The sequence below is a fragment of the Serratia sp. PGPR-27 genome, from assembly GCF_022678525.1.
Classification (GTDB): domain Bacteria; phylum Pseudomonadota; class Gammaproteobacteria; order Enterobacterales; family Enterobacteriaceae; genus Serratia; species Serratia nematodiphila.
The window spans coordinates 13,864-35,179 of record NZ_JALBYS010000013.1 but is presented as its reverse complement, the minus strand read 5'-3'; the positions used below and the strand labels follow the sequence as shown (position 1 = coordinate 35,179).

Here is a 21,316-nt window from a genome sequence, read left to right as displayed (position 1 = left end):
TCAGCTCCTGTCGTCCAGAGTGTCGTTGACCGCGGACAGCGGACGCGCTGGGCGGCCCTCGGTATTGTCTTCTTGGTGCTCATGCGGCTGCGGCCCTTTGCGGATCAGACGCATCATGTAGGAGTAGCCCACGCCGAATACCGAGCAATAGACGATGATAAACGCCAGCAGGCTGATGCTCATGTGCAGATCGCCGTGCGCGGAGACCGCATCCTTGGTGCGCAGCAGGCCATACACCACCCACGGCTGGCGGCCGATCTCGGTGGTGAACCAGCCCGCCAGCAGCGCCAGCAGTCCGGATGGGCCCATCCACAGAATGAAGTACAGGAACGGACGCGACTGATAGAGCCCGCCGCGCCAGCGCAGCCACAGGCTCCACACCCCGGCCAGGATCATCAGCATGCCCAGCCCGACCATGATGCGGAACGACCAGAACACCACGGTGGAGTTGGGGCGATCTTCCGGCGGGAAGGATTTGAGCGCCGGCACCTGCTCGGTCAGGCTGTGCGTCAGGATCAGGCTGCCGAGATAGGGCACCTCCAGCTTGAAGCGGGTCTCTTCACGCTGCATGTCCGGCCAACCGACCAGGATCAGCGGCGTGGCTTCGCCCGGCGGGTTTTCCCAGTGGCCTTCGATGGCGGCGATCTTCGCCGGCTGGTGTTTCAGCGTATTCAGGCCGTGCGCATCGCCGATCAGCGCCTGCACCGGCGCGACGATCAGCGCCATCCACATCGCCATCGACAGCATCTTGCGCATCGCCGGCGTATCGCGGCCGCGCAGCAGGTGCCAGGCGGCGGAAGCGCCGACGAAGAACGCCGAGGAGAGGAAGGCTGCGGTGGACATGTGCAGCAGGCGATACGGGAAGGACGGGTTGAAGATCACCTTCAGCCAGTCGACCGGCACCACCTGGCCGTTGATGATTTCGTGTCCCTGCGGGGTCTGCATCCAGCTGTTGGAGGCCAGGATCCAGAAGGTGGAGATCAGCGTGCCGAGCGCCACCATGCAGGTGGCGAAGAAGTGCAGCCCTGGGCCGACGCGGTTCCAGCCGAACAGCATCACGCCGAGGAAACCGGCTTCGAGGAAGAAGGCGGTCAGCACTTCATAAGTCAGCAGCGGCCCGGTAATGCTGCCGGCGAACTCGGAGAAAAAGCTCCAGTTGGTGCCGAACTGGTAGGCCATCACCAACCCGGAAACCACGCCCATGCCGAAGTTAACGGCGAAAATCTTTGACCAGAAATGGTAAAGCTCACGATAGGCTTCATTGTGCGTTTTCAACCATAATCCCTCCAGCACCGCCAGATAGCTGGCTAAGCCGATGGTGATGGCGGGGAAGATGATATGGAAAGACACGGTGAAGGCGAACTGTATTCTGGCGAGTTCCAGTGCATCAAGACCCAGCATGGCGCCTCCTAGGGTTGAACATAAATTAACCTCTTGAGTATAGCTGTCATTTTTATGTGAAAAGCTTGGCGTGAAGTTAATCACGAAGTACAGTGACTATAATAGTGACAGTTATTTTACTTTTTCATATAACAGTTAATGGTTATGACCCGATACGAGCAGCTTGCGCAACAGATTAGAGAACAGATCCAGAACCGGGTGTGGCGGGCGGGCGACAAGCTGCCTTCGCTGCGCGAGAGCGGCAAACGCGCCGGATTAAGCCTGATGACGGTGGTGCAGTCTTACCAACTGTTGGAGAGCCAGGGGTGGATCGTCGCCCGGCCGCAGTCGGGTTACTACGTGGCGGCGCGTCCGCAGCCGCTGCCTCAGCCTTCGCGCGGCGAGAAACTGTTGCTGAGCGAGCAGGTGGACATCAACGCCTTTATTTTTGACGTGCTGCAGGCCTGCAAGGATCCGGACATCGTGCCTTTCGGTTCGGCCTTTCCCGACGCCACGCTGTTCGCCCAGCCGAAGCTGGCGCGGGCGCTGAGCAGCGTAGCGCGCAAATTCACGCCGCACAGTTCGCTGGCTAACCTGCCGCCGGGCAACGACGCGCTGCGGCGGCACATTGCCCAACGTTATGCGCTGAGCGGCATGCAGGTCGCGCCGGACGAAATCGTTATCACCGCCGGGGCGATGGAGTCGCTCAGCCTCAGCCTGCAGGCGGTGACCCAACCGGGCGACTATGTGGCGATCGAGTCGCCGGCGTTTTACGGCGCGCTGCAGGCGCTGGAACGGCTGCGGCTGAAGGCGGTGGCGATCGCCACCCATCCGCAGGACGGCATCGATCTGGACGCGTTGCAGCAGGCGGTGGAGCAGTATCCGATCAAAGCCTGCTGGCTGATGACCCACTTCCAGAACCCGCAGGGCGCCACCCTGCCGGAGGCCAACAAACAGCGTCTGGTGGCGCTGCTGCGCGAGCGGCAGATCTCGCTGATCGAAGACGATGTCTACGGCGAGCTGTACTTCAGCGCCGAACGGCCGCTGCCGGCCAAGGCGCTCGACAGCGGCGGCCAGATCCTGCACTGCTCGTCGTTTTCCAAATGCCTGGCACCGGGCTTTCGCGTCGGCTGGGTGGCGGCGGGGCGTTATGCGCAGCAGATCCAGCGTTTGCAGCTGATGAGCACCGTTTCCACCAGCGTGCCGACCCAGATGGCGCTGGCGGATTATCTGCTGCACGGCGGCTACGACACCCACCTGCGGCGGTTGCGCCGCCTGCTGGCCCAGCGCCAAAGCGCGATGCGTCAGGCGATTGCCCACCATTTCCCGCCGACGGTAAAGGTCAGCCAGCCCGACGGCGGTTACTTCCTGTGGCTGGAGCTGGATCCGGCGCTGTCGTCGATGGAGTTGTACCGGCGGGCCCTTTCCCGGGGTATCAGCATCGCGCCGGGGCGCATGTTCACCACCGGCGACCATTTCAACCACTGCTTCCGTCTCAACGCCTCTTTTGAATGGAATGACCGCTTTGAAGAGGCGATCAAAACCTTAGCCAAACTTATCTGGGGGCTGGCGGCGGCCGGTTGAGCCGCGTTTTTCACGCCGCTTCGCCCCAGAAAAATTCATAATGCTTTTTTCGGCAATGGAATGCCGGTTTCGTTGTTAGACAGCCCTCCAGCCGCCCATTACTCTGCGATAAATTTTGTCACATTTTTATCAACGGGTAGACGAGGGGCAGTGGGTGAGTAGAATAAAAAACAAGCTAAACAAACTGTTGCGTTATCGGTTGACGCCGCTGGCGTTGATCTGCGCGCTGGGATTGAGCGCCGGCGCGCAGGCGGAAACGCTGGCCGAAGGCATCACGCCGGCCAGCGACGTCAGCCGGGTGCCGGCCGCCGCCAAGCTGCGCAAAGACACCGTGGTGGCGGGCATCTCGGAACCGCAGGGGATTTTCAACCCGTATCTGTTCACCAACGGCTGGGACGAGAACGTCACCGACGTGATCTTCAGCCGCCTGATCGGCCTGGACAGCCAGGGCAAGCCGGAAGGACGCCTGGCGGAGTCCTGGCAGGTCAGTCCCGATAATCTGACCTACACCATCAAGCTGCGGCCGAATCTGGTCTACAGCGACGGCTCGCCGCTGAAGGCCGACGATATCGCCTTTACCCTGACGTTGTTGCACGATCCGGCCTATGACGGCGACACTGACATCACGCCGGCGCACATTCAGGGCGGCGCCGAGTATAAAAACGGCACCGCCGCCGGCATCAGCGGCCTGAAGGTGATCGACGATCGCACCATTCAGATCGTCACCACGCAACCGGGCGCTACCACGCTGCAACTGATCGGCGGCCCGGTGCTGTCGCGGGCTTACTACGGCAAAAACTATCAGCGGGGCAAGCTCGACGGCGTGCGCGCCTTGAACGGCAAACCGCTCGGCAACGGCCCCTATATTTACGACAAGTACGTGCCGGGGCAGGAGATCCGCTTCCACGCCAACCCGAACTTCTACCTCGGCCCGCCGCCGATGGCGCGCTTTATCTATCGCGTCACCAACCCGGCCACCAACTTCCAGCTGTTCCAGACCGGTGAGACCGACTACGACGCCTTTACCGCCAAGCCGGACGATATCGAACAGCTCAAGCTGCTCGGCTTCGCCAATATCAACCTTTATAGCTCAAGCGATTACAGCCGCATCGACTTCAACCTCAAGCGTCCGGCGCTGCAGGACAAGCGGGTGCGCCAGGCGTTGATTTACGGCCTGGATCGGCAAAAGCTGATCGCCGTGGTGTATCAGGGGTACGGCAAGGTCGCCAACCAGCCGATTTCGCCGATCTCCTGGGCCTATGACGCGAATGGCATCAATCCTTACGCTTACGATCTCGATAAGGCCAAAAAGCTGTTGGACGAGGCGGGCTGGCAGGTGGGCGCTGACGGCATCCGGCAGAAAGACGGTAAAAAGCTGGAGCTGACGCTGCTGGTGACCAAAAAGCTGATCAACGACGCGCTGGTGCCGATCGCCAAGGATAACTACCGCCGGCTCGGTGTGGTGCTGAAACCGCAGGTATTGGATTTCAACGCGCTGCTGGCGCAGCGCAAGGCGGGCAATTACGACCTGGCGTCCCTCAGCACCAGCACGCTGAACGATCCGCACGACGGCGTGCGCGATTTCATCAGCCGCGAGAGCGAGACCGGCTACCACAACCCGCAGGTGGATGCGCTGATCGCCAGGGCCAACGCCACGCTGGATATCGCACAGCGCAAGCCGCTGTACCACCAGCTGTATCAGGCGCTGTCCGACGATCCGCCGGTGATCCTGCTCGGCAACCGCGAGATTTTGAGCGCCAGCAGCGCGCGCGTCACCGGCTTTAAACCGGATATCTACAACGGATTGGTCGGCAGCCTGCCGAACGTCAAACCGGCGCCGTAACGCCCTGACGCCGCCGCGCCATTCCGGGCGGCGGCGATGGAACCCGCGATGAGAAATTTTATCCTGCGCCGTCTGCTGCAGACGATCCCGATGCTGCTGTTGGCTTCCTTGCTGATTTTTTGCATTTTCGCCCTGGCGCCCGGCGATTTTATCGACGGCAACATCAATCTGACCGCGCAACGCGCCGCCGAGCTGCGGGCGCTGTACGGGCTGGATCAGCCGTTGTTCAGCCGCTATCTGCACTGGCTTGGCCGGCTGCTGCAGGGCGACCTCGGCTTTTCACTGCAGTACCAGATCCCGGTCAGCACGCTGCTGAACCAATACATCTGGAATTCGTTCCTGCTGGCGGCGGTGGCGATGGTGTTGTATTGGGGCATCGCGCTGGCGGTGGGAGTGATCTCGGCGATGAAACCCTATTCGCTGTTCGATCATCTGATCACCGTGGCGGTGTTCGCCGCCATGTCGTTTCCGACGTTCTTCCTGTGCCTGTTGCTGATCAAATGGTTCGCCGTCGATCTGCACTGGCTGCCGGCGGGCGGCATGCTGCGCACCGGCAGCGAGGCGAGCGGGCTGGCCTGGGCGCTGGAGGTGGCGGCGCACCTGCTGTTGCCGGTGCTGGCGCTGGTGATGCTGCAGGCCGGCAGCCTGACGCGCTATTTCCGCGCCAGCATGCTGGAGGTGATCCGCATGGACTATATTCGCACCGCGCGCGCCAAAGGGCTCAGGGAGAAAACGGTGATCCTCAAACACGCGCTGCGCAATGCGCTATTGCCGATCATCACCCTGCTGGGGTTCGAGCTGCCGGGATTGTTCTCCGGCGCGCTGATCACCGAAAAAATCTTCAACTGGCCGGGCGCCGGACACATCCATATCGATTCGCTGGCGGCGCGTGATTACCCGGTATTGATGGGGTTCACGCTGTTTCTGGCCGCCTTGACCATTCTCGGCAATCTGCTGGCGGACATTCTGTACGCCTACGCCGATCCACGCATTCGCTTGAGGTAACACGATGTTGGCTACGTTGTTTTTCGGCCGCCGTCGCCGCTGGCGCCAGGCGCAACTGCCGGCGCTGGCGCAACTGTCGCCACCGCCCGCGGCGCAGGCCTGGCGACGGCTGCGTCGCCACCGGCCTGCGATGATTTCGCTGGCGTTGCTGGTGCTGTTGGCGTTGCTGTGCCTGATTGGGCCGTCGTTGTCGCCGTGGCGCGACGATGCCGGCGATGTGCTGAATATCAATCAGGCGCCGAGCGGCGCGCACTGGTTGGGCACCGACTTTCTCGGCCGCGATATCTGCACCCGGCTGCTGCTGGCGGGGCGGATATCGCTGACCATCGGCCTGGTGTCGATGTTGCTGTCGGTGACGCTGGGCTACGTGCTGGGGGCGCTTTCCGGTTATCTGGGCGGCGTGGCGGACCGGCTGATCATGCGCTTCGCCGATCTGCTGATGACCATTCCCGGCCTGCCGCTGTTGATCATCATGGGCGCGATGCTGACCGAACTCGACGTGTCGCCGGACTACCGCATCTACATGGTGATGATCATGCTGAGCCTGCTGGGCTGGCCGTCATTGGCGCGGCTGGTGCGCGGCCAGATCCTGTCGCTGCGCGAGCGGGATTTCATGCTGGCCACCGAGGTGCTGGGTCTCTCCACCCGGCGACGCCTCTTCGGCCATCTGCTGCCCAACACCGTACCGATTCTGGTGGTGGTGGCCACCATGGCGGTGGCCAACGCCATTCTCAGCGAATCGGCGCTGAGTTACCTCGGGCTGGGCGTGGTGCCGCCGACGCCGTCGTGGGGCAACATGATGGACGCCGCCAACAGCCTGATCGACTTTCAGCGCCGGCCCTGGCTGTGGATGCCGCCCGGGCTGGCGATCTTCGTCACCGTGGTGGCGATCAATATCCTGGGCGACGGCCTGCGGGACGCGCTCGATCCGAAAATGAATGGAGTAACACGATGAGTCAACCGCTGGTGGCGTTCGACCGACTGTCGGTGTCGTTTCAGGGCGAGCAGGGGCCGGTGCGGGCGGTGCAGCAGGTCAGCCTGGAACTGCAGGCCGGGCAAACGCTGGGGATCGTTGGCGAATCGGGCTGCGGCAAAAGCGTGACCGCCATGGCGCTGATGGGGCTGTTGCCGCAGCCGCTGGCGCAGGTAGACGGCGGCGAGATTCGTTTTGAAGGACAAAACCTGCTGTCGCTGCGGGCGGCGCAGATGGCTGATTTGCGCGGCAACCGGCTGGCGATGATCTTTCAGGAGCCGATGAGCGCGCTCAATCCGGTGCTGACGCTCGGCGAACAGCTGCTGGAGCCGCTGATTCGTCATCTGGCCCTGTCGCCGAAAGCGGCCTGGCGTCAGGCGGTGCAACTGCTGGAGGAAGTGGGGTTGGCGCGCGCGGAGGCGCTGATGCGCTGCTACCCGCACCAGCTTTCCGGCGGCATGCTGCAGCGCGTGATGATCGCCATGGCGATAGGGTGCCGGCCGGCGCTGCTGATCGCCGATGAACCGACCACGGCGCTCGACGTCACGGTACAGGCGCAAATCCTGGCGTTGCTGCGCGAGCAGAGCCGGCGACACAATATGGCGATGATCTTAATCACCCACGATCTTGGGGTGATCGCACAAATGGCGGATCGGCTGGCGGTGATGTACGCCGGGCGTGTCGTCGAGCAGGGAACGACGCGGGAAGTGCTGGCCGAACCGCGGCACCCTTATACTCAGGGGCTGATCGCCTCGCGGCCGGTGCCGGGGCAGCGGCGTCGCCGTTTGTACTCCATTCCCGGCCAGGTGCCGGATCTGGCGCGGCTGCCTGAACACTGTGCGTTTGCCGAGCGCTGCGCGCAGGCCACCGCGCGCTGCCGCGACGGCATCCCGCCGTTGTACGGGACTCAGCAGCGCCAATCCGCCTGCTTCCTCAACGCCGGAGGGCGCCTGCATGTCGACTGAACCCTTGGTGGAAGTGAAAGGATTAAAGAAATATTTCCCGCTGCGCGACGGGCTGTTCGGGCGAACCACCGGCCAACTGAAGGCGGTGGACGACGTCAGCTTCAGCATTCGCAAGGGCCGCGTTTTCGGGCTGGTGGGCGAGTCCGGCAGTGGCAAAACCACCGTCGGCCGCACGCTGCTCGGCCTGCACGATAAAACCGCCGGTGAGGTGATGTTCAAAGGGCAGGCGCTGGATAGCCTCAGCAAAGACGCGCTGCGCGCCCTGCGGCCGAAAATGCAGCTGGTGTTTCAGGATCCGTACAGCTCGCTGAATCCGCGTCTGCGCGTGGGCGACGCCATCGGCGAAGCGCTGTTGCAGCATGGCCTGGCAAGCAAGGCGGAACTGCGCGAACGGGTGCTCGATACCCTGGCGATCTGCGGGCTGTCGCCGCAGCATTACGGGCGGTTTCCCCATGAGTTTTCCGGCGGCCAGCGGCAGCGCGTCGGCATCGCGCGCGCGCTGATCCTGCAACCGGAATTTATCGTCGCCGATGAACCGATATCGGCGCTCGACGTGTCGATTCAGGCGCAGATCATCAATCTGTTTTCCGATTTGCAGGAAAGGCAGGGGGTGACGCTGCTGTTTATTTCGCACGATCTCGGCGTGGTGGAGCATCTGTGCCAGGACGTGGCGGTGATGTATCTGGGGCAGATCGTCGAGAGCGCCGACCGCGATTCGCTGTTTCGCCAACCGCTGCATCCCTACACGCAGGCCTTGTTGGCGGCGGTGCCGACGCTGGATGCGCACCGTTCGCCGGCGTGGGTGGCCGGGGGCGAAGCGCCCAATCCCGCCAACCCGCCGCGCGGCTGCCGTTTCCATCCCCGCTGTCCGCTGGCCACGGCGCAATGCCGTGAACAGGCGCCGCATCTGCGCAGCGTGGCACCCGGCCATCAGGTGGCTTGCCACGTGGTTGGCTAGCGTCAGGACAGGTAGTGCTTCAACGCGCGCCCGGCCTGGTGGATCGCCGAATGCACCGCCGGGACGTGGGCGAGCGGATTCAACAGGCCGTAATCGTGGATCAGGCCGTTGTAGCGGGTGGCGGTGACCTCGACGCCGGCGGCGTCAAGCAGACGCGCGTAAGCTTCCCCCTCATCGCGCAACACGTCCAGCTCGGCGGTCTGCACCAGCGCCGGCGGCAAGCCCCGCAGCTGTTCCGGCGTGGCGTTGAGCGGCGAGGCGTAGATCTCTTTGCGCTGCGCCTTATCGGGCGCATAGCTGTCCCAAAACCACTTCATCATATTGCGGGTCAGGAAATGGCCTTCGGCGAACTGATGATAGGAATCGGTATCAAAGTGGGCGTGCGTGACGGGCCACAGCAGGATCTGGCAACGCAGCGCCGGTATGCCTTTCTCTTTGGCCATCAGGCTGACCACCGCCGCCATATTGCCGCCGACGCTGTTGCCGACCACCGCCAGCCGTGACCCATCGACATTGATTTTTTCGCCGTACTCGGCCACCCATTCCGTGGCGGCGTAGGCCAGATTGATCGCCTGAGGATAATGCGCTTCCGGGGAGCGTGGGTAGTTGACGAATACCGCCGCCGCGCCGGAGCTGTAAACCAGATCGCGTACCAGTCGTTCATGAGTGGGGAAATCGCCCAGCACCCAGCCGCCGCCGTGAAAGAACATGAATACCGGCAACGCCTCCTTGACCCTGGCCGGCCGCACCAACTGCAGCAGAATATCCTGGCCCTCAACGTGGATGGTTTTCTCGCTGATCTCCACCTCGCGCAGCGGCACGTCTACGCTGCGCTGCGCCGCTTCCAAAACTCTGCGCGCCTCTTTGGGCTTCATCTGCTCCATGGGTTTACCGCCACCGGCATTCAGCGCGTCGAGAAACGCGCGGATGTCGTGTTGGGCGTGCGGCTGGCTGAGATCGACGGTTTTCTTGGGCATGGTGGCTCCTTGTGCGCAGAAGAGAAGGGGCGGTCAGGATCACAGTGTAGTCGCTGGCGTACAAAGCAGGAACCGCGGTCAGCGCGGCTCCTTTTTCGCGAGTATGGCGGGTGGCGCCTCTGCGTCGCTGCCGCGTTGCACCATGCTGGCGCGCCGCTGCACCCGATGGGGGCAAAAAGTGTGATAGCGAGCAAATTGGGGGAAATTATTTTTGCGAGCCCGATCAGAAATCCTGAAGTTTTTCGTAATTGAATAGGATTTCGCACGCAATGATGATTTTAGGCCTTATTTTTTAATTTATGCATTACCAATGCATAGAAAATGAATAAATATTCATTATAAGCCGTTGTTTTAACGTAAAAAATAGCCAAATCCGGCAAAAATCCCGTTTTGGCACGATAGCTGCTCTACACTCTTTATCAAACGACATGTATTTTAACTGCTCGTTAACATTTACTCCCCGCTCAGGGACCGGATATACGCCATAAATAGTGAAAAACCGATTTTATGTAACAGATTTGTTTCTAAATCAGCGGTAAGGGACAGCATTTTCTCCGCCGCGAAAGTCGGTTTTGAACAACGGTTTTTTTGCATTGTGGCGGTCTAACCGGGCTTGAGCGGCCCTTACAGTCAAAATTCAGCCTTTGCTGAGATTATGAGGTCACTATGGAACAGCCAATCGCAGTTACCCGCCAGTCTTTCGATGACTGGATGGTCCCGGTTTATGCCCCTGCCGATTTTATTCTGGTGCGTGGCGAAGGATCGCAGGTGTGGGATCAGCAGGGTAAGTCTTACATCGATTTCGCCGGCGGCATCGCGGTTAACGCGCTGGGCCATGCGCACCCGGCGGTCAAGGCGGCGCTGGTGGAACAGGCGGGCAAACTGTGGCATCTGGGCAATGGCTATACCAACGAACCGGTACTGCGTCTGGCCAAAAAACTGATAGACGCCACGTTCGCCGACAAGGTGTTCTTCTGTAATTCGGGTGCAGAAGCTAACGAGGCGGCGCTGAAACTGGCGCGTAAACACGCGCACGACCAGCACGGCGCCGGTAAAGATCAGATTGTGGCGTTCAACAACGCGTTCCACGGCCGCACGCTGTTCACCGTCTCCGCCGGCGGCCAGCCGAAATATTCGCAGGATTTTGCGCCGCTGCCGGGCGGCATCACCCATACGCCGTATAACGATCTGGCCGCAGCGGCCGAGCTTATCAACGATCGCACCTGCGCGGTGATCGTCGAGCCTATTCAGGGCGAGGGCGGCGTGCTGCCGGCGGAGGCCAGTTTCCTGCAGGGGCTGCGTGAACTGTGCGATCGTCATAACGCGCTGCTGATCTTCGACGAAGTGCAGACCGGCGTCGGCCGCACCGGCCATCTGTATGCCTACATGCAGTACGGCGTGGTGCCGGACGTGCTGACCACCGCCAAAGCGCTGGGCGGCGGCTTCCCGATCGGCGCGATGCTGACCACCGATGCGCTGGCGAAAACGCTGGGCGTCGGCACCCACGGCACCACCTACGGCGGCAACCCGCTGGCGACGGCGGTGGCGGGGGAAGTGTTCTCCATCATCAACACGCCGGAAGTGCTGGAAGGCGTCAAACAACGTCACCAGTGGTTCATCGACGGGTTGAACGATATCAACCGTCAGTACCCGATCTTCGCCGAGATCCGCGGCGGCGGTTTGCTGATCGGCTGCCAATTGAAGAAAGACTATGCCGGCAAAGCGAAGCAGATCACCCAACTGGCCAACGAAGAAGGCGTTATCGCGCTGATCGCCGGTCCGGACGTGGTGCGTTTCACGCCGTCGCTGATCATCCCTGAGCAGGATGTGAAAGAGGGGCTGGCGCGATTCGCGCGCGCCGTGGCGCGCATTTGCAGCTAATCAGCGGGCTGCGCCTTCACCGGCGCAGCCTGATTCAGAAGAGGTTCGCATTATGATGATTATTCGCCCTATAGAGCGTCGCGATCTGGCGGATTTACTGACGCTTGCCGGTAAATCCGGCATCGGTCTCACTTCACTGCCGCAGAATGAAGATACCTTGTCGGCGCGCATTGAGCGGGCGTTAAAAACCTGGCAAGGCGAACTTCCGCAAAGTGACCAGTGTTATTTGTTCGTGTTGGAAGACAGCGAGCGCCGGCAGGCGGTGGGGGTCTGCGCAATTGAAGTGGCCGTCGGCCTGGCGGAACCCTGGTACAGCTTCCGCGTTGGCACGCAGGTGCACGCCTCCAAACAGCTGAACGTCTATAAATCGGTGCCGACGCTGTTCCTCAGCAACGACCATACCGGCCATTCGGAGCTGTGTACGTTGTTCCTCGATCCGGATTATCGCCACGGCGAGAACGGCAAGCTGCTGTCGAAGGTGCGTTTCCTGTTTATCGCCGCGTTCCGTGAACGCTTCTCCCGGCGTCTGATCGCCGAGATGCGCGGTTTCTCCGATGAAAACGGCCGTTCGCCGTTCTGGGAGAGCGTCGGTCACCGTTTCTTCTCCATCGAGTTCGCCAAGGCGGACTACCTGAGCGGCACCGGGCAAAAGGCGTTTATCGCCGAGCTGATGCCGAAACACCCGTTGTATGTCGATTTCCTGGCCGAAGATGCGCAGAAAGTGATTGGCGAAGTGCACCCGCAAACCCTGCCGGCGCGCCGCCTACTGGAGGCGGAAGGCCTGAGTTATCAGGGCTACGTCGATATCTTCGACGGCGGCCCGACGCTGGAAGCGGAGATCGACCATATCCGCGCGGTGAAGCAGAGCCGCCTGGTGAAAGTGGTGCTGGATGACACGCCGATGCGCGCCGATGCGCCGGTGCATCTGGTGGCCAACGACAACTATCAGAATTACCGCGCACTGTTGGTCAATGCCGATCTGTATGACGACCGCCTGCATATCAACGCCGCCACCGCCGCGGCGCTGGGCGTCGAACAGGGCAGCCCGGTGCGGGTGCTCCCCCTTATTGCACAGGAGAAAGCATGATGTCCCATCCTGCACTGTTGATTAACGGCGTCTGGCGGCAGGGCCGCGGCGCCGAGTTCGGCAAGGCCGATCCGGTCGGCAACCAGCCGCTGTGGCGCGCTAACGCCGCCGACGCCGATGACGTCGCCGCTGCCTGCGAAGCCGCGCGCGCCGCGTTCCCCGCCTGGGCGCGCACGCCGTTCGAGCAGCGCGAACAGCTGGTGAAACGCTTCGCCGCCTTGCTGGAGGAACACAAGCAGTCGCTGGCGGAAACCATCAGCCGCGAGACCGGCAAGCCGCGTTGGGAAACGCTGACCGAAATTCAGGCGATGATCGGCAAGGTGGGCATTTCGCTGCAGGCCTATCAGGCGCGCACCGGTTTTAGCCAGACGGCGATGGCCGACGGCGCTTCGGTGCTGCGCCATCGTCCGCACGGCGTGCTGGCGGTATTCGGGCCTTACAACTTCCCCGGCCATCTGCCGAACGGCCATATCGTGCCGGCGCTGTTGGCCGGTAACTGCGTGGTATTCAAACCGAGCGAGCTGACGCCGTTGACCGCCGAGGAGACCCTGAAACTTTGGCTGCAGGCCGGTCTGCCGGACGGGGTGATCAATCTGGTGCAGGGCGGCCGCGAAACCGGCGAAGCCTTGGCGGCCAGTGCGGATATCGACGGTCTGCTGTTTACCGGCAGCGCCGGCACCGGCTATCACCTGCATCGCCAATTGGCGGGGCAGCCGGAGAAGATCCTGGCGCTGGAGATGGGTGGCAACAATGCGCTGATCGTCGACGGTTTCGAGGATCGCGACGCGGCGGTCAACCTGGCTATCCAGTCGGCATTTATCTCCGCCGGCCAACGTTGCACCTGTTCGCGTCGCATTCTGGTGAAGCAAGGGGCGGAAGGCGATGCCTTTATCGCGCGTTTGGTTCAGGTGGCGGGCGAACTGCGCGTCGGCCGTTGGGATGACGAACCGCAGCCGTTCATGGGCGGGGTAGTGTCGGCTGCCGCGGCGGAAAACATGCTGAAAGCACAGCAGCGCTTGCTGGCGTTGGGCGGCAAATCGCTGCTGGCCATGCGTCTGCTGGAGCCGGGCAGTTCGCTGCTCAGCCCGGGCATCATCGAGCTGACCGGCGTGGCCGGCGTGCCGGACGAAGAGTACTTCGGGCCGTTGACCACCATCGTGCGTTACCGCGATTTCGACGAGGCTCTGCGGCTCGCCAACCAGACGCGCTACGGCCTGTCGGTGGGATTGGTCTCGCCGCAGCGCGAGCTGTTCGAGCGGCTGTTGCTGGAAGCGCGCGCCGGCATCGTCAACTGGAACAAGCCGCTGACCGGGGCGTCCAGCGCGGCGCCGTTCGGCGGCGTGGGGGCCTCCGGCAACCATCGCCCAAGCGCCTTCTATGCGGCGGACTATTGCGCCTGGCCGATGGCTTCGCTGGAAAGCGAAAGCCTGTCGCTGCCGGCCACGCTCTCGCCGGGCTTGTCGTTCCGTTAATCGTCTGCGGCGGCGCGATGGCGCTGCCGTACGCTATCCCCAGGGGATAAACATGTCAGGATATGAAGTCAATTTCGACGGTTTGGTGGGGCCGACGCACCACTATGCCGGGCTGTCGTTCGGCAACGAGGCGTCGACGCAGCATCAAAACAGCGTATCGAACCCGAAGCTGGCGGCGAAGCAGGGGCTGCTGAAAATGAAGGCGCTGGCCGATCTCGGTTTCCAGCAAGGGGTCTTGCCGCCGCAGGAGCGGCCGCATTTGCCGATGCTGCGTCGCCTGGGTTTCAGCGGCAGCGATGAGGCGGTGCTGGCGCAGGCGATGCGTCAGTCGCCGCGCTTGCTGTCGGCGCTCAGCTCGGCGTCGTGCATGTGGACCGCCAATGCGGCCACCGTCTCGCCTTCGGCGGACAGCGCCGACGGCAAGGTGCACTTCACCGCCGCCAACCTGAACAACAAATTCCACCGCGCCATCGAAGCGGAAACCACCACCGCCGTATTGCGGGCGATGTTCAGCGACGATCGGCATTTCGCCCACCACGAGGCGCTGCCGCAGGTGGCGTTGTTCGGCGACGAAGGGGCGGCCAACCATAACCGTTTGGGCGGCGACTACGCCAGGCGCAGCGTGCAGGTGTTCGTCTATGGTCGTCAGGAGTTCGGCGGCGAAACGGCGCCGGCGCGTTATCCGGCGCGCCAGACGCGCGAAGCCGGCGAGGCGATCGCTCGCCTGCACCAGTTGGATGAACAGCATACGGTCTTCGTGCAGCAAAACCCGGCGGTGATCGATCAGGGCGTGTTTCATAACGACGTGATTGCGGTCAGCAACCAGAACGTGCTGTTCCATCATCAGCAGGCGTTTTACCGCCAGCAACAGGCGCTGGATGAAGTGCGCCGCAAGATGGCGACGCTGGACAGCGAGCTGGTGGCGATCGAAGTGCCGACAGAGCGCGTCTCGGTAGCGGACGCGGTGGCGACCTATCTGTTCAACAGCCAAATTCTTACCAAACCGAACGGCAAGATGATGATCGTCGTGCCGGAGGAGTCGCGTCAGCACGCCGGCGTGTGGCGTTACCTCAACGACATGGTCGGCAGCGGCGGCCCTATCGATGAAATCCGCGTGTTCGACCTGCGTGAAAGCATGCGCAACGGCGGCGGCCCTGCCTGCCTGCGGTTGCGGGTGGCGCTCAACGAACAAGAGTTGAGAGCGGTCAATCCGCGCGTGATGATGAACGATCGGCTGTTCGCAACGTTGAACGAGTGGGTCGATCGTCATTACCGCGACCGCCTGACGCAGGATGACCTGGCCGATCCGCTGCTGCTGCGCGAAGGGCGCGAGGCGCTGGATGCGCTGACGTCGATCCTCGGTCTCGGCGCCATTTATCCGTTCCAACGCTAAGGGAGGCAGCATGATCGATCTACTGCCCCTGACGCTGGAAGGGAACGAACCCGTCGAATGGCAAGGTGAAACACCGCAGCTGCGGTGGCGCTGGCAGGGGGAAGGGGTACTGGAGCTTACGCCACGACAGCCTTACCGCCAGGCGATGGTGATGTCGGCGGGCGTGCACGGCAATGAAACCGCGCCGATTGAACTGCTCAATCAGCTGGTCGGCGATCTCCTTGCCGGCCGGTTGCCGCTGACGGTGCGACTGTTGGTAGTGCTGGGCAACCCGGCGGCGATGCGAGCCGGCAAGCGTTATCTGCACAGCGACATGAACCGCATGTTCGGCGGCCGCTACCGCAACTTCGCCGCCAGTGGCGAAACCGTGCGCGCGCAGCAGTTGGAGCGTGCGCTCGCCGCCTTTTTCGATGGGGAGCAGGCGGCGCGTTTCCATTACGATTTGCACACCGCCATCCGTGAATCGCGTTTGCCACGTTTCGGCATTCTGCCCTTTCAGAAACGCCCGTACAGTGAGCCGATGTTGAAGCTGCTGGATGCCGCCGATCTGGATGCGTTGGTGGTACACAGTGCGCCGGGCGGGACTTTTAGCCATTACTCCAGCGAACATCTCAATGCGGCGAGCTGTACGCTCGAGCTGGGCAAGGCGCGGCCGTTCGGCAGCAACGATCTGCAGCAGTTTGCCGCCATCGATCGCGCTCTGCGGGCGGCGGTCAGCGAAGGGGCGCTGCCGGCGCGTGCGGGCGCCGAGATTCGGGTTTTTCGTGTGATGCACTCGTTGATCAAGCACAGCGAAGATTTCAAACTGCATCTGGACGATGACACGGCCAACTTCACCGAACTGCAACCGGGTATGTTGCTGTGCGAGCAACCGCAGGAGGACTATCGCGTGGGCCAGGAGGGGGCGTGGATACTGTTCCCTAACCCCAGCGTGGCGTTGGGCCTGCGTGCCGGCATGTTGTTGAGCGAAGTTTCCCGCTCTACGCTGTATTGATTTATCCACGGTGGCGCCGTCAGCGCGCCGCCGTTATTCCTTTCATTATTTTAATCTGCTATTTCCCGCTATTTTTATTCCCGTAAGGCGAATTTTATTCGTTACTAATCCGCGTCTTTATACGAATGAATAGAAGGCAGTGTCAGGTCGTTATCTGAAAGCCTTAATTGCCTGGTGAGTTTGTTAAGATAAAAATGTGAAATAAGTAACGTTTTTAATAACCATGCTAATCTTGTTGTTACTTTTGAATCGCGCAGAAAGCACGCAAAACGAAACTAAATTGCACTATAATGGTGCATTGCACCGTTTTGGTTATAACTTATGTGATAAAAAATTCTTATATTCAATGGGTTGAGTGATTTCTTTTTTGTAATATTTAGTTACACATAAACATGCTTTCTCCTCGTTGTTTCATGAACTTTTTGATTTTAAGTTTTGATTCATGATGCTAATGTCACATCACCCCGGCATTAGGGGAGCTCATAAAATACCAAAAGATAAAATCACAGCCCAAATTATAAATTGGGCGTGACGGGCAGGGTTCTAATTATAATATCTAGGAAAATAAATGATGAAACGCAGTGTATTAGCCTTAGCTGTCGCCCTCGGGGCGATCACCTCCTTCGCCAACGCGGCTGAAATCTACAATAAGGATGGCAATAAACTCGACCTGTACGGCCGCGTTAACGCCAAGCATTATTTCAGCGACAGTAAGTCCAACGACGGTGATATGACCTATGTTCGTCTGGGCTTCAAAGGCGAAACGCAAATCAATGACCAGTTGACCGGCTACGGCCAGTGGGAATACAACGTCCAGGCCAATCACGACGAAGCGCAGGGCACCGCCGGTACCAAAACGCGTCTGGGCTTCGCGGGGCTGAAATTCGGCAACTACGGTTCTTTCGACTACGGCCGTAACTACGGCGTGGTGTATGACGCCGAGGCTTACACCGACATGCTGCCGGAATTCGGCGGCGACTCCTACAGCTATACCGATAACTTTATGACCGCTCGTTCCAACGGTTTGGCCACCTACCGCAACCGTGATTTCTTCGGTTTGGTGGAAGGCCTGAACCTGGCGGTGCAGTATCAGGGTAAAAACGACGGTGACGGCCGCAGCGTGACCAAGCAAAACGGCGACGGTTACGGCCTGTCTCTGGACTACCAGGATATCGGCGGTTCCGGCATCGGCTTAGCGGCGGCGTTCTCCGATTCCAACCGCACCAGCGCTCAGAAAGCGCTGCAGTATGGCAAGGGTGACAGCGCTACCGCCTGGACCACCGCGGTGAAATACGACGCCAACCAGGTTTACTTGGCTGCGATGTATGCCGAAACCCGTAACATGACGCCGATCAGCGTCAACGGCACTTCCGGCTTCGCCAATAAAACGCAAAACTTCGAAGTGGTGGCTCAGTATCAATTCGAGAACGGCCTGCGTCCTTCCGTGGCCTACGTGCAGTCCAAAGGCAAGGATATCGAAGGGATCGGTGATGCCGACCTGGTGAAATACGTGGAAGTGGGGGCGACTTACTACTTCAACAAAAATATGTACACCTACGTCGATTATCAAATCAACCAGCTGAGCGACGATAACAAACTGAAACTGGCCAACGATGATATCGTTGCCGTCAGCCTGACGTATCGTTTCTAATCTGCAATTTCATTACCTTCATCCTGTGTCGGGATTGGTAATCAGGCAGGGCGCAAGCCCTGCCTTTGTTTTATCGGGATTTCAGCCTTTGGGCGCCAGCCCGACCAGTTCAATGGCGGAACGCAGTGCGACGAAACGTTGCTGATCCTGCTCACGCTCTATTTCGTCCACCAGCTGTGAAAGAATATTGCCGCCGGATACCTTTTTATGTTTTTGGATTAACTGCAACACTGCGTCGCCTAACGCCAGGCTGACGTCGCGCAGCAGAGTTTCATATTGCTCGTTGGAATGAGCCGATGCTGGCATGACCTTTCTCTGTCTCTCTCTTCTTCGGGAGCCGCAATTTAGCAAAACAGCGGCCTTATGCCTCAGAGGAAGACGAAGTTTCCGATGAAATCAGAAATTCCTCAGCATTGCGCGGGGAGCAGGTTAAAAATCCGAATATTCGCTGGCTGGCAACCAGAAGCCGTCGATAAACTCTTCCATGGGATAACAGCCGGCGTGTCGCAAGTTCTGTTCCTTCATCGCGACCAGGCATTGCGGCTCGTCGCGCAATATATCGACCACCATTTCACTGCAGCCGCCATCCAGATAACAGACAAACATCACCAATGCGTACATCGTCGCACGCCTCCTTCGTCGAGTTGCCTTGTCTGCAACAGTGTAGGTAGAAAAGCGCGATTTTTCAGCATCATTGCACGATTAATCGCCATGGAAACGCCGCTGACGACACTTTCGGAATACTCTACCCGTTTCTGACGCCGTGAGCGGATGGCATATCCTTTTGTCGATGCTAAGCTTAACAAGCCTTACTTAAACGCATTACTGCAACCATCAAAAGGAGTGAATATGGGCTTGTTTAACTTCGTCAAAGAAGCGGGCGAAAAACTGTGGGATACAGTCACCGGCAATGCCTCCGCCGAAGATCAAAGCGCCAAACTCAAGGAGCATCTCGATAAGAGCGGCCTGCCGGGCACCGACAAAGTGAATGTGCAGGTGGTCGATGGTAAAGCCGTAGTGACCGGCGACGCCGTCAGCCAGGAGTTAAAAGAGAAGATCCTGGTGGCTATCGGCAACGTGGCGGGTATCAGCGGTGTGGAAGACAAGGTGGCGGTAGCGCAATCCGACGCCGAGAGCCGCTTCTATACCGTGAAGAAGGGCGATACGCTGAGCGCGATCTCTAAAGAGATGTACGGCAACGCCAATCTGTACAACAAGATTTTCGAAGCCAACAAGCCGATGCTGTCGAGCCCGGACAAGATTTATCCGGGGCAGGTGTTGCGTATCCCGCAATAACGCGTCGGTCTACCCTGGCCCGGTCACGTACCGGGCTTTTTTTTTGCCCTCTGCAATCGGCGTCTCTTATTTCCTTGCGCTCTCCATGCCAGTTACATCTCCCCTGTGTACTTGCTCGCTCGCCGGCAGGCGCGGTGTTGACCCTGATGGGGAAAATTGATAGCGTCATCCCCCGGTTGAGGCCGGAGCGACCAAGTCAGCGACGTTGGCGCCTTATTCTGAGGGGATGTTTTGCCCCGTCAAACAGCAATGCAGCAGTTGAACGAGTGAAAACCGATTTAGTGAAACAAGAGCGTAACGCCTCAACGGATAAAAACTATCGAGAAACCTTGGGTGATGCGCAATTTGCGATCGTCGTATTGGCGGTGGCGTCCTGCTCACTGATTATCTTTACGCTGGCGGTCACGCTGTGGGTGACCTGACGCGATTAACTAGGGGAGATAAAATGGAGCCTAATCTCCATGATGAAACCAAACTGCTGGCGATCATCGGCCTGTTGGTGTCCGTGCTGCTGGTGGTATCAATTCTCTTTGGCGTGACCTATTTCTCCGATCTCAGGCACGCGCATGACGATATAGACATCAAGAGCTGCTATATCAAAGCCCCCTGAACCGCGCGAACGTGCCTGCACGTCGCCGCTCTGCGGAGGAGCTGTCCTGTGTTAAGCTTGGGCGGTTACCCTTGGCGAATCGGCGCCATTCAGGAGGTCTTTGCGATGAGTCAGCCACGTCCTACGCTCTCTTCACCTTCACGCGAGTGCCCCGTCGTTGACGGCGTGCGCCAGATACAACGTATTGCCGTGCGTAACGCCGAAGTGGGGGGCATTCCGATCAACCGTGCGTTGCCAACCCGGGAGCGGCGCACCGTCGGCGCCTGGTGTTTTCTCGATCACGCCGGGCCGACGGTATTCAACGGCACTTCGCCCGGCATGGATGTGGGGCCGCATCCGCACACCGGGCTGCAAACGTTCACCTGGATGATAGAAGGTGAGGTGCTGCACCGAGACAGCCTCGGCAGTGAGCAGGTGATTCGTCCGGGTCAGGTTAACCTGATGACCGCAGGGCACGGCATTGCGCATACGGAACAGTCGGTGGGTGAGCAACGGCGATTGCATGCTGCGCAATTATGGATCGCGCTGCCGGCCGAACATGCCGACATGGCACCACGCTTCGATCATTATCCTGATTTGCCGCAGTGGCAGAATAATGGCGTGAATCATCGTTTGTTGGTTGGGGAATTTGGCGCTTATTGTTCACCGGTGTTCACTCTTTCGCCATTAATCGCCATTGATCTGGAATGGGAAGAAGCGGCAAGAATCGAATTGCCGTTGCGCGATGATTATGAAATCGGCTTTTTGCCCCTTATTGGTGCATTTGAACTTAATGGTGAAACCTTTTCACCTGATGAATTCGCCTATTTGGGCATAAAGAATAACTCTATTGGGTTAAATGCACGGAAGGGGAGCCGGGGATTACTCATCGGTGGGGCACCATTAAACGAAGAGATCCTTATCTGGTGGAATTTCGTTGGCCATACCAAGGCTGAAATTACTCGGGCTCAGCATGATTGGGAACAAGGCGCGCCGCGTTTCCCGCCGGTTAGCGGTTATTCTGGTGAGCGCATGACCGCACCGCGCCTGCCCTGGAACGATGTTTGATAGCGTTAGGATATAATCGCCGCGATTATTCGGCTTATTTCGCTCTAATAAGGCGTAATTAATGTGATCGCGGCTCCAGCTTTACGACAATATAAGGTTTCTCGGCGGAAAAGTGATCTGGCGCATATAACGACAGTGAGAAGAAGTTTAGGATAATCCTCAGGAAGTCAGGTTGTCTCCCGTTAGTCAGATGTCAGTGA

The 21,316-nt window shown here is 59.9% G+C and carries 20 protein-coding genes; 16 read left to right on the top strand and 4 right to left on the bottom strand.

The genetic code is table 11. The features are described from left to right. Positions 1-1,401: a cytochrome ubiquinol oxidase subunit I gene (locus MMS95_RS09460; RefSeq protein WP_004934615.1), complete on the bottom strand. Its 1,401-nt coding sequence runs from the start codon at positions 1,399-1,401 to the stop codon at positions 1-3. Between the two features lie 144 nt (positions 1,402-1,545). On the opposite strand from MMS95_RS09460, the gene MMS95_RS09455 reads away from it, so the two are divergent. The 6 genes from MMS95_RS09455 (at position 1,546) to MMS95_RS09430 (ending at position 8,708) form a co-directional block, all read left to right on the top strand. Beyond that, positions 1,546-2,964, top strand: a complete 1,419-nt coding sequence (locus MMS95_RS09455; protein WP_242141599.1) for a PLP-dependent aminotransferase family protein — start codon at positions 1,546-1,548, stop codon at positions 2,962-2,964. 154 nt (positions 2,965-3,118) lie between these two features. Further along, complete coding sequence (locus MMS95_RS09450) at positions 3,119-4,807, top strand: ABC transporter substrate-binding protein (protein ID WP_242141598.1); 1,689 nt, start codon at positions 3,119-3,121, stop codon at positions 4,805-4,807. Between the two features lie 48 nt (positions 4,808-4,855). Beyond that, complete coding sequence (locus MMS95_RS09445; protein WP_004934604.1) at positions 4,856-5,812, top strand: ABC transporter permease; 957 nt, start codon at positions 4,856-4,858, stop codon at positions 5,810-5,812. Positions 5,813-5,816: 4 nt separating this feature from the next. Then, the gene (gene opp4C / locus MMS95_RS09440) at positions 5,817-6,767 is read left to right on the top strand and encodes an oligopeptide ABC transporter permease (RefSeq protein ID WP_004934600.1); all 951 of its coding nucleotides are present in this window, start codon (positions 5,817-5,819) and stop codon (positions 6,765-6,767) included. After that, positions 6,764-7,750, top strand: a complete 987-nt coding sequence (locus tag MMS95_RS09435) for an ABC transporter ATP-binding protein (protein WP_033632808.1) — start codon at positions 6,764-6,766, stop codon at positions 7,748-7,750. Before opp4C ends, MMS95_RS09435 begins: the two co-directional genes overlap by 4 nt. Continuing rightward, entirely contained in the window at positions 7,740-8,708 is a 969-nt protein-coding gene (locus MMS95_RS09430; RefSeq protein WP_015378177.1) for an oligopeptide/dipeptide ABC transporter ATP-binding protein, read from the top strand. The genes MMS95_RS09435 and MMS95_RS09430 overlap by 11 nt, the downstream gene beginning before the upstream one ends. A 2-nt stretch (positions 8,709-8,710) precedes the next feature. Here MMS95_RS09430 and MMS95_RS09425 read toward each other — a convergent pair whose 3' ends face one another. Next, positions 8,711-9,685: an alpha/beta hydrolase gene (locus MMS95_RS09425; protein WP_021503907.1), complete on the bottom strand. Its 975-nt coding sequence runs from the start codon at positions 9,683-9,685 to the stop codon at positions 8,711-8,713. Positions 9,686-10,351: 666 nt separating this feature from the next. On the opposite strand from MMS95_RS09425, the gene MMS95_RS09420 reads away from it, so the two are divergent. The 6 genes from MMS95_RS09420 (at position 10,352) to MMS95_RS09395 (ending at position 18,163) form a co-directional block, all read left to right on the top strand. After that, entirely contained in the window at positions 10,352-11,566 is a 1,215-nt protein-coding gene (locus tag MMS95_RS09420) for an aspartate aminotransferase family protein (protein WP_015378175.1), read from the top strand. 52 nt (positions 11,567-11,618) lie between these two features. Then, positions 11,619-12,653: an arginine N-succinyltransferase gene (gene astA / locus MMS95_RS09415; RefSeq protein WP_004934585.1), complete on the top strand. Its 1,035-nt coding sequence runs from the start codon at positions 11,619-11,621 to the stop codon at positions 12,651-12,653. Then, complete coding sequence (gene astD / locus MMS95_RS09410; protein WP_242141607.1) at positions 12,653-14,125, top strand: succinylglutamate-semialdehyde dehydrogenase; 1,473 nt, start codon at positions 12,653-12,655, stop codon at positions 14,123-14,125. The genes astA and astD overlap by 1 nt, the downstream gene beginning before the upstream one ends. A gap of 52 nt (positions 14,126-14,177) precedes the next feature. Beyond that, complete coding sequence (gene astB, locus MMS95_RS09405) at positions 14,178-15,518, top strand: N-succinylarginine dihydrolase (RefSeq protein WP_015378173.1); 1,341 nt, start codon at positions 14,178-14,180, stop codon at positions 15,516-15,518. 10 nt (positions 15,519-15,528) lie between these two features. Beyond that, positions 15,529-16,512, top strand: coding sequence for a succinylglutamate desuccinylase (gene astE / locus MMS95_RS09400; protein ID WP_075684709.1), 984 nt, complete (start codon positions 15,529-15,531; stop codon positions 16,510-16,512). A 568-nt stretch (positions 16,513-17,080) separates the two neighbouring features. Next, positions 17,081-18,163 (top strand): porin, encoded by a 1,083-nt coding sequence (locus tag MMS95_RS09395; RefSeq protein ID WP_021503904.1) that lies wholly within the window; start codon positions 17,081-17,083, stop codon positions 18,161-18,163. A gap of 81 nt (positions 18,164-18,244) precedes the next feature. Here the strand turns inward: MMS95_RS09395 and MMS95_RS09390 are convergent, their stop codons facing one another. Beyond that, positions 18,245-18,469: a biofilm development regulator YmgB/AriR family protein gene (locus MMS95_RS09390; RefSeq protein ID WP_004934572.1), complete on the bottom strand. Its 225-nt coding sequence runs from the start codon at positions 18,467-18,469 to the stop codon at positions 18,245-18,247. A gap of 123 nt (positions 18,470-18,592) precedes the next feature. Then, a complete protein-coding gene (locus tag MMS95_RS09385) occupies positions 18,593-18,784 on the bottom strand; it encodes a YebW family protein (RefSeq protein ID WP_004934567.1) in 192 nt (63 codons plus the stop codon). A gap of 228 nt (positions 18,785-19,012) precedes the next feature. Here MMS95_RS09385 and lysM point away from each other — a divergent pair, with 228 nt between their 5' ends. The 4 genes from lysM to MMS95_RS09365 all read left to right on the top strand — a co-directional run bounded on the left by lysM (position 19,013) and on the right by MMS95_RS09365 (position 21,116). Then, complete coding sequence (gene lysM, locus MMS95_RS09380; RefSeq protein WP_015378169.1) at positions 19,013-19,459, top strand: peptidoglycan-binding protein LysM; 447 nt, start codon at positions 19,013-19,015, stop codon at positions 19,457-19,459. A 266-nt stretch (positions 19,460-19,725) separates the two neighbouring features. Next, positions 19,726-19,881, top strand: coding sequence for a hypothetical protein (locus MMS95_RS09375; protein WP_004934560.1), 156 nt, complete (start codon positions 19,726-19,728; stop codon positions 19,879-19,881). Between the two features lie 23 nt (positions 19,882-19,904). Next, positions 19,905-20,069: a hypothetical protein gene (locus MMS95_RS09370; RefSeq protein ID WP_004934557.1), complete on the top strand. Its 165-nt coding sequence runs from the start codon at positions 19,905-19,907 to the stop codon at positions 20,067-20,069. A gap of 105 nt (positions 20,070-20,174) precedes the next feature. Further along, complete coding sequence (locus tag MMS95_RS09365; RefSeq protein WP_015378168.1) at positions 20,175-21,116, top strand: pirin family protein; 942 nt, start codon at positions 20,175-20,177, stop codon at positions 21,114-21,116. Positions 21,117-21,316: the final 200 nt, after the last annotated feature.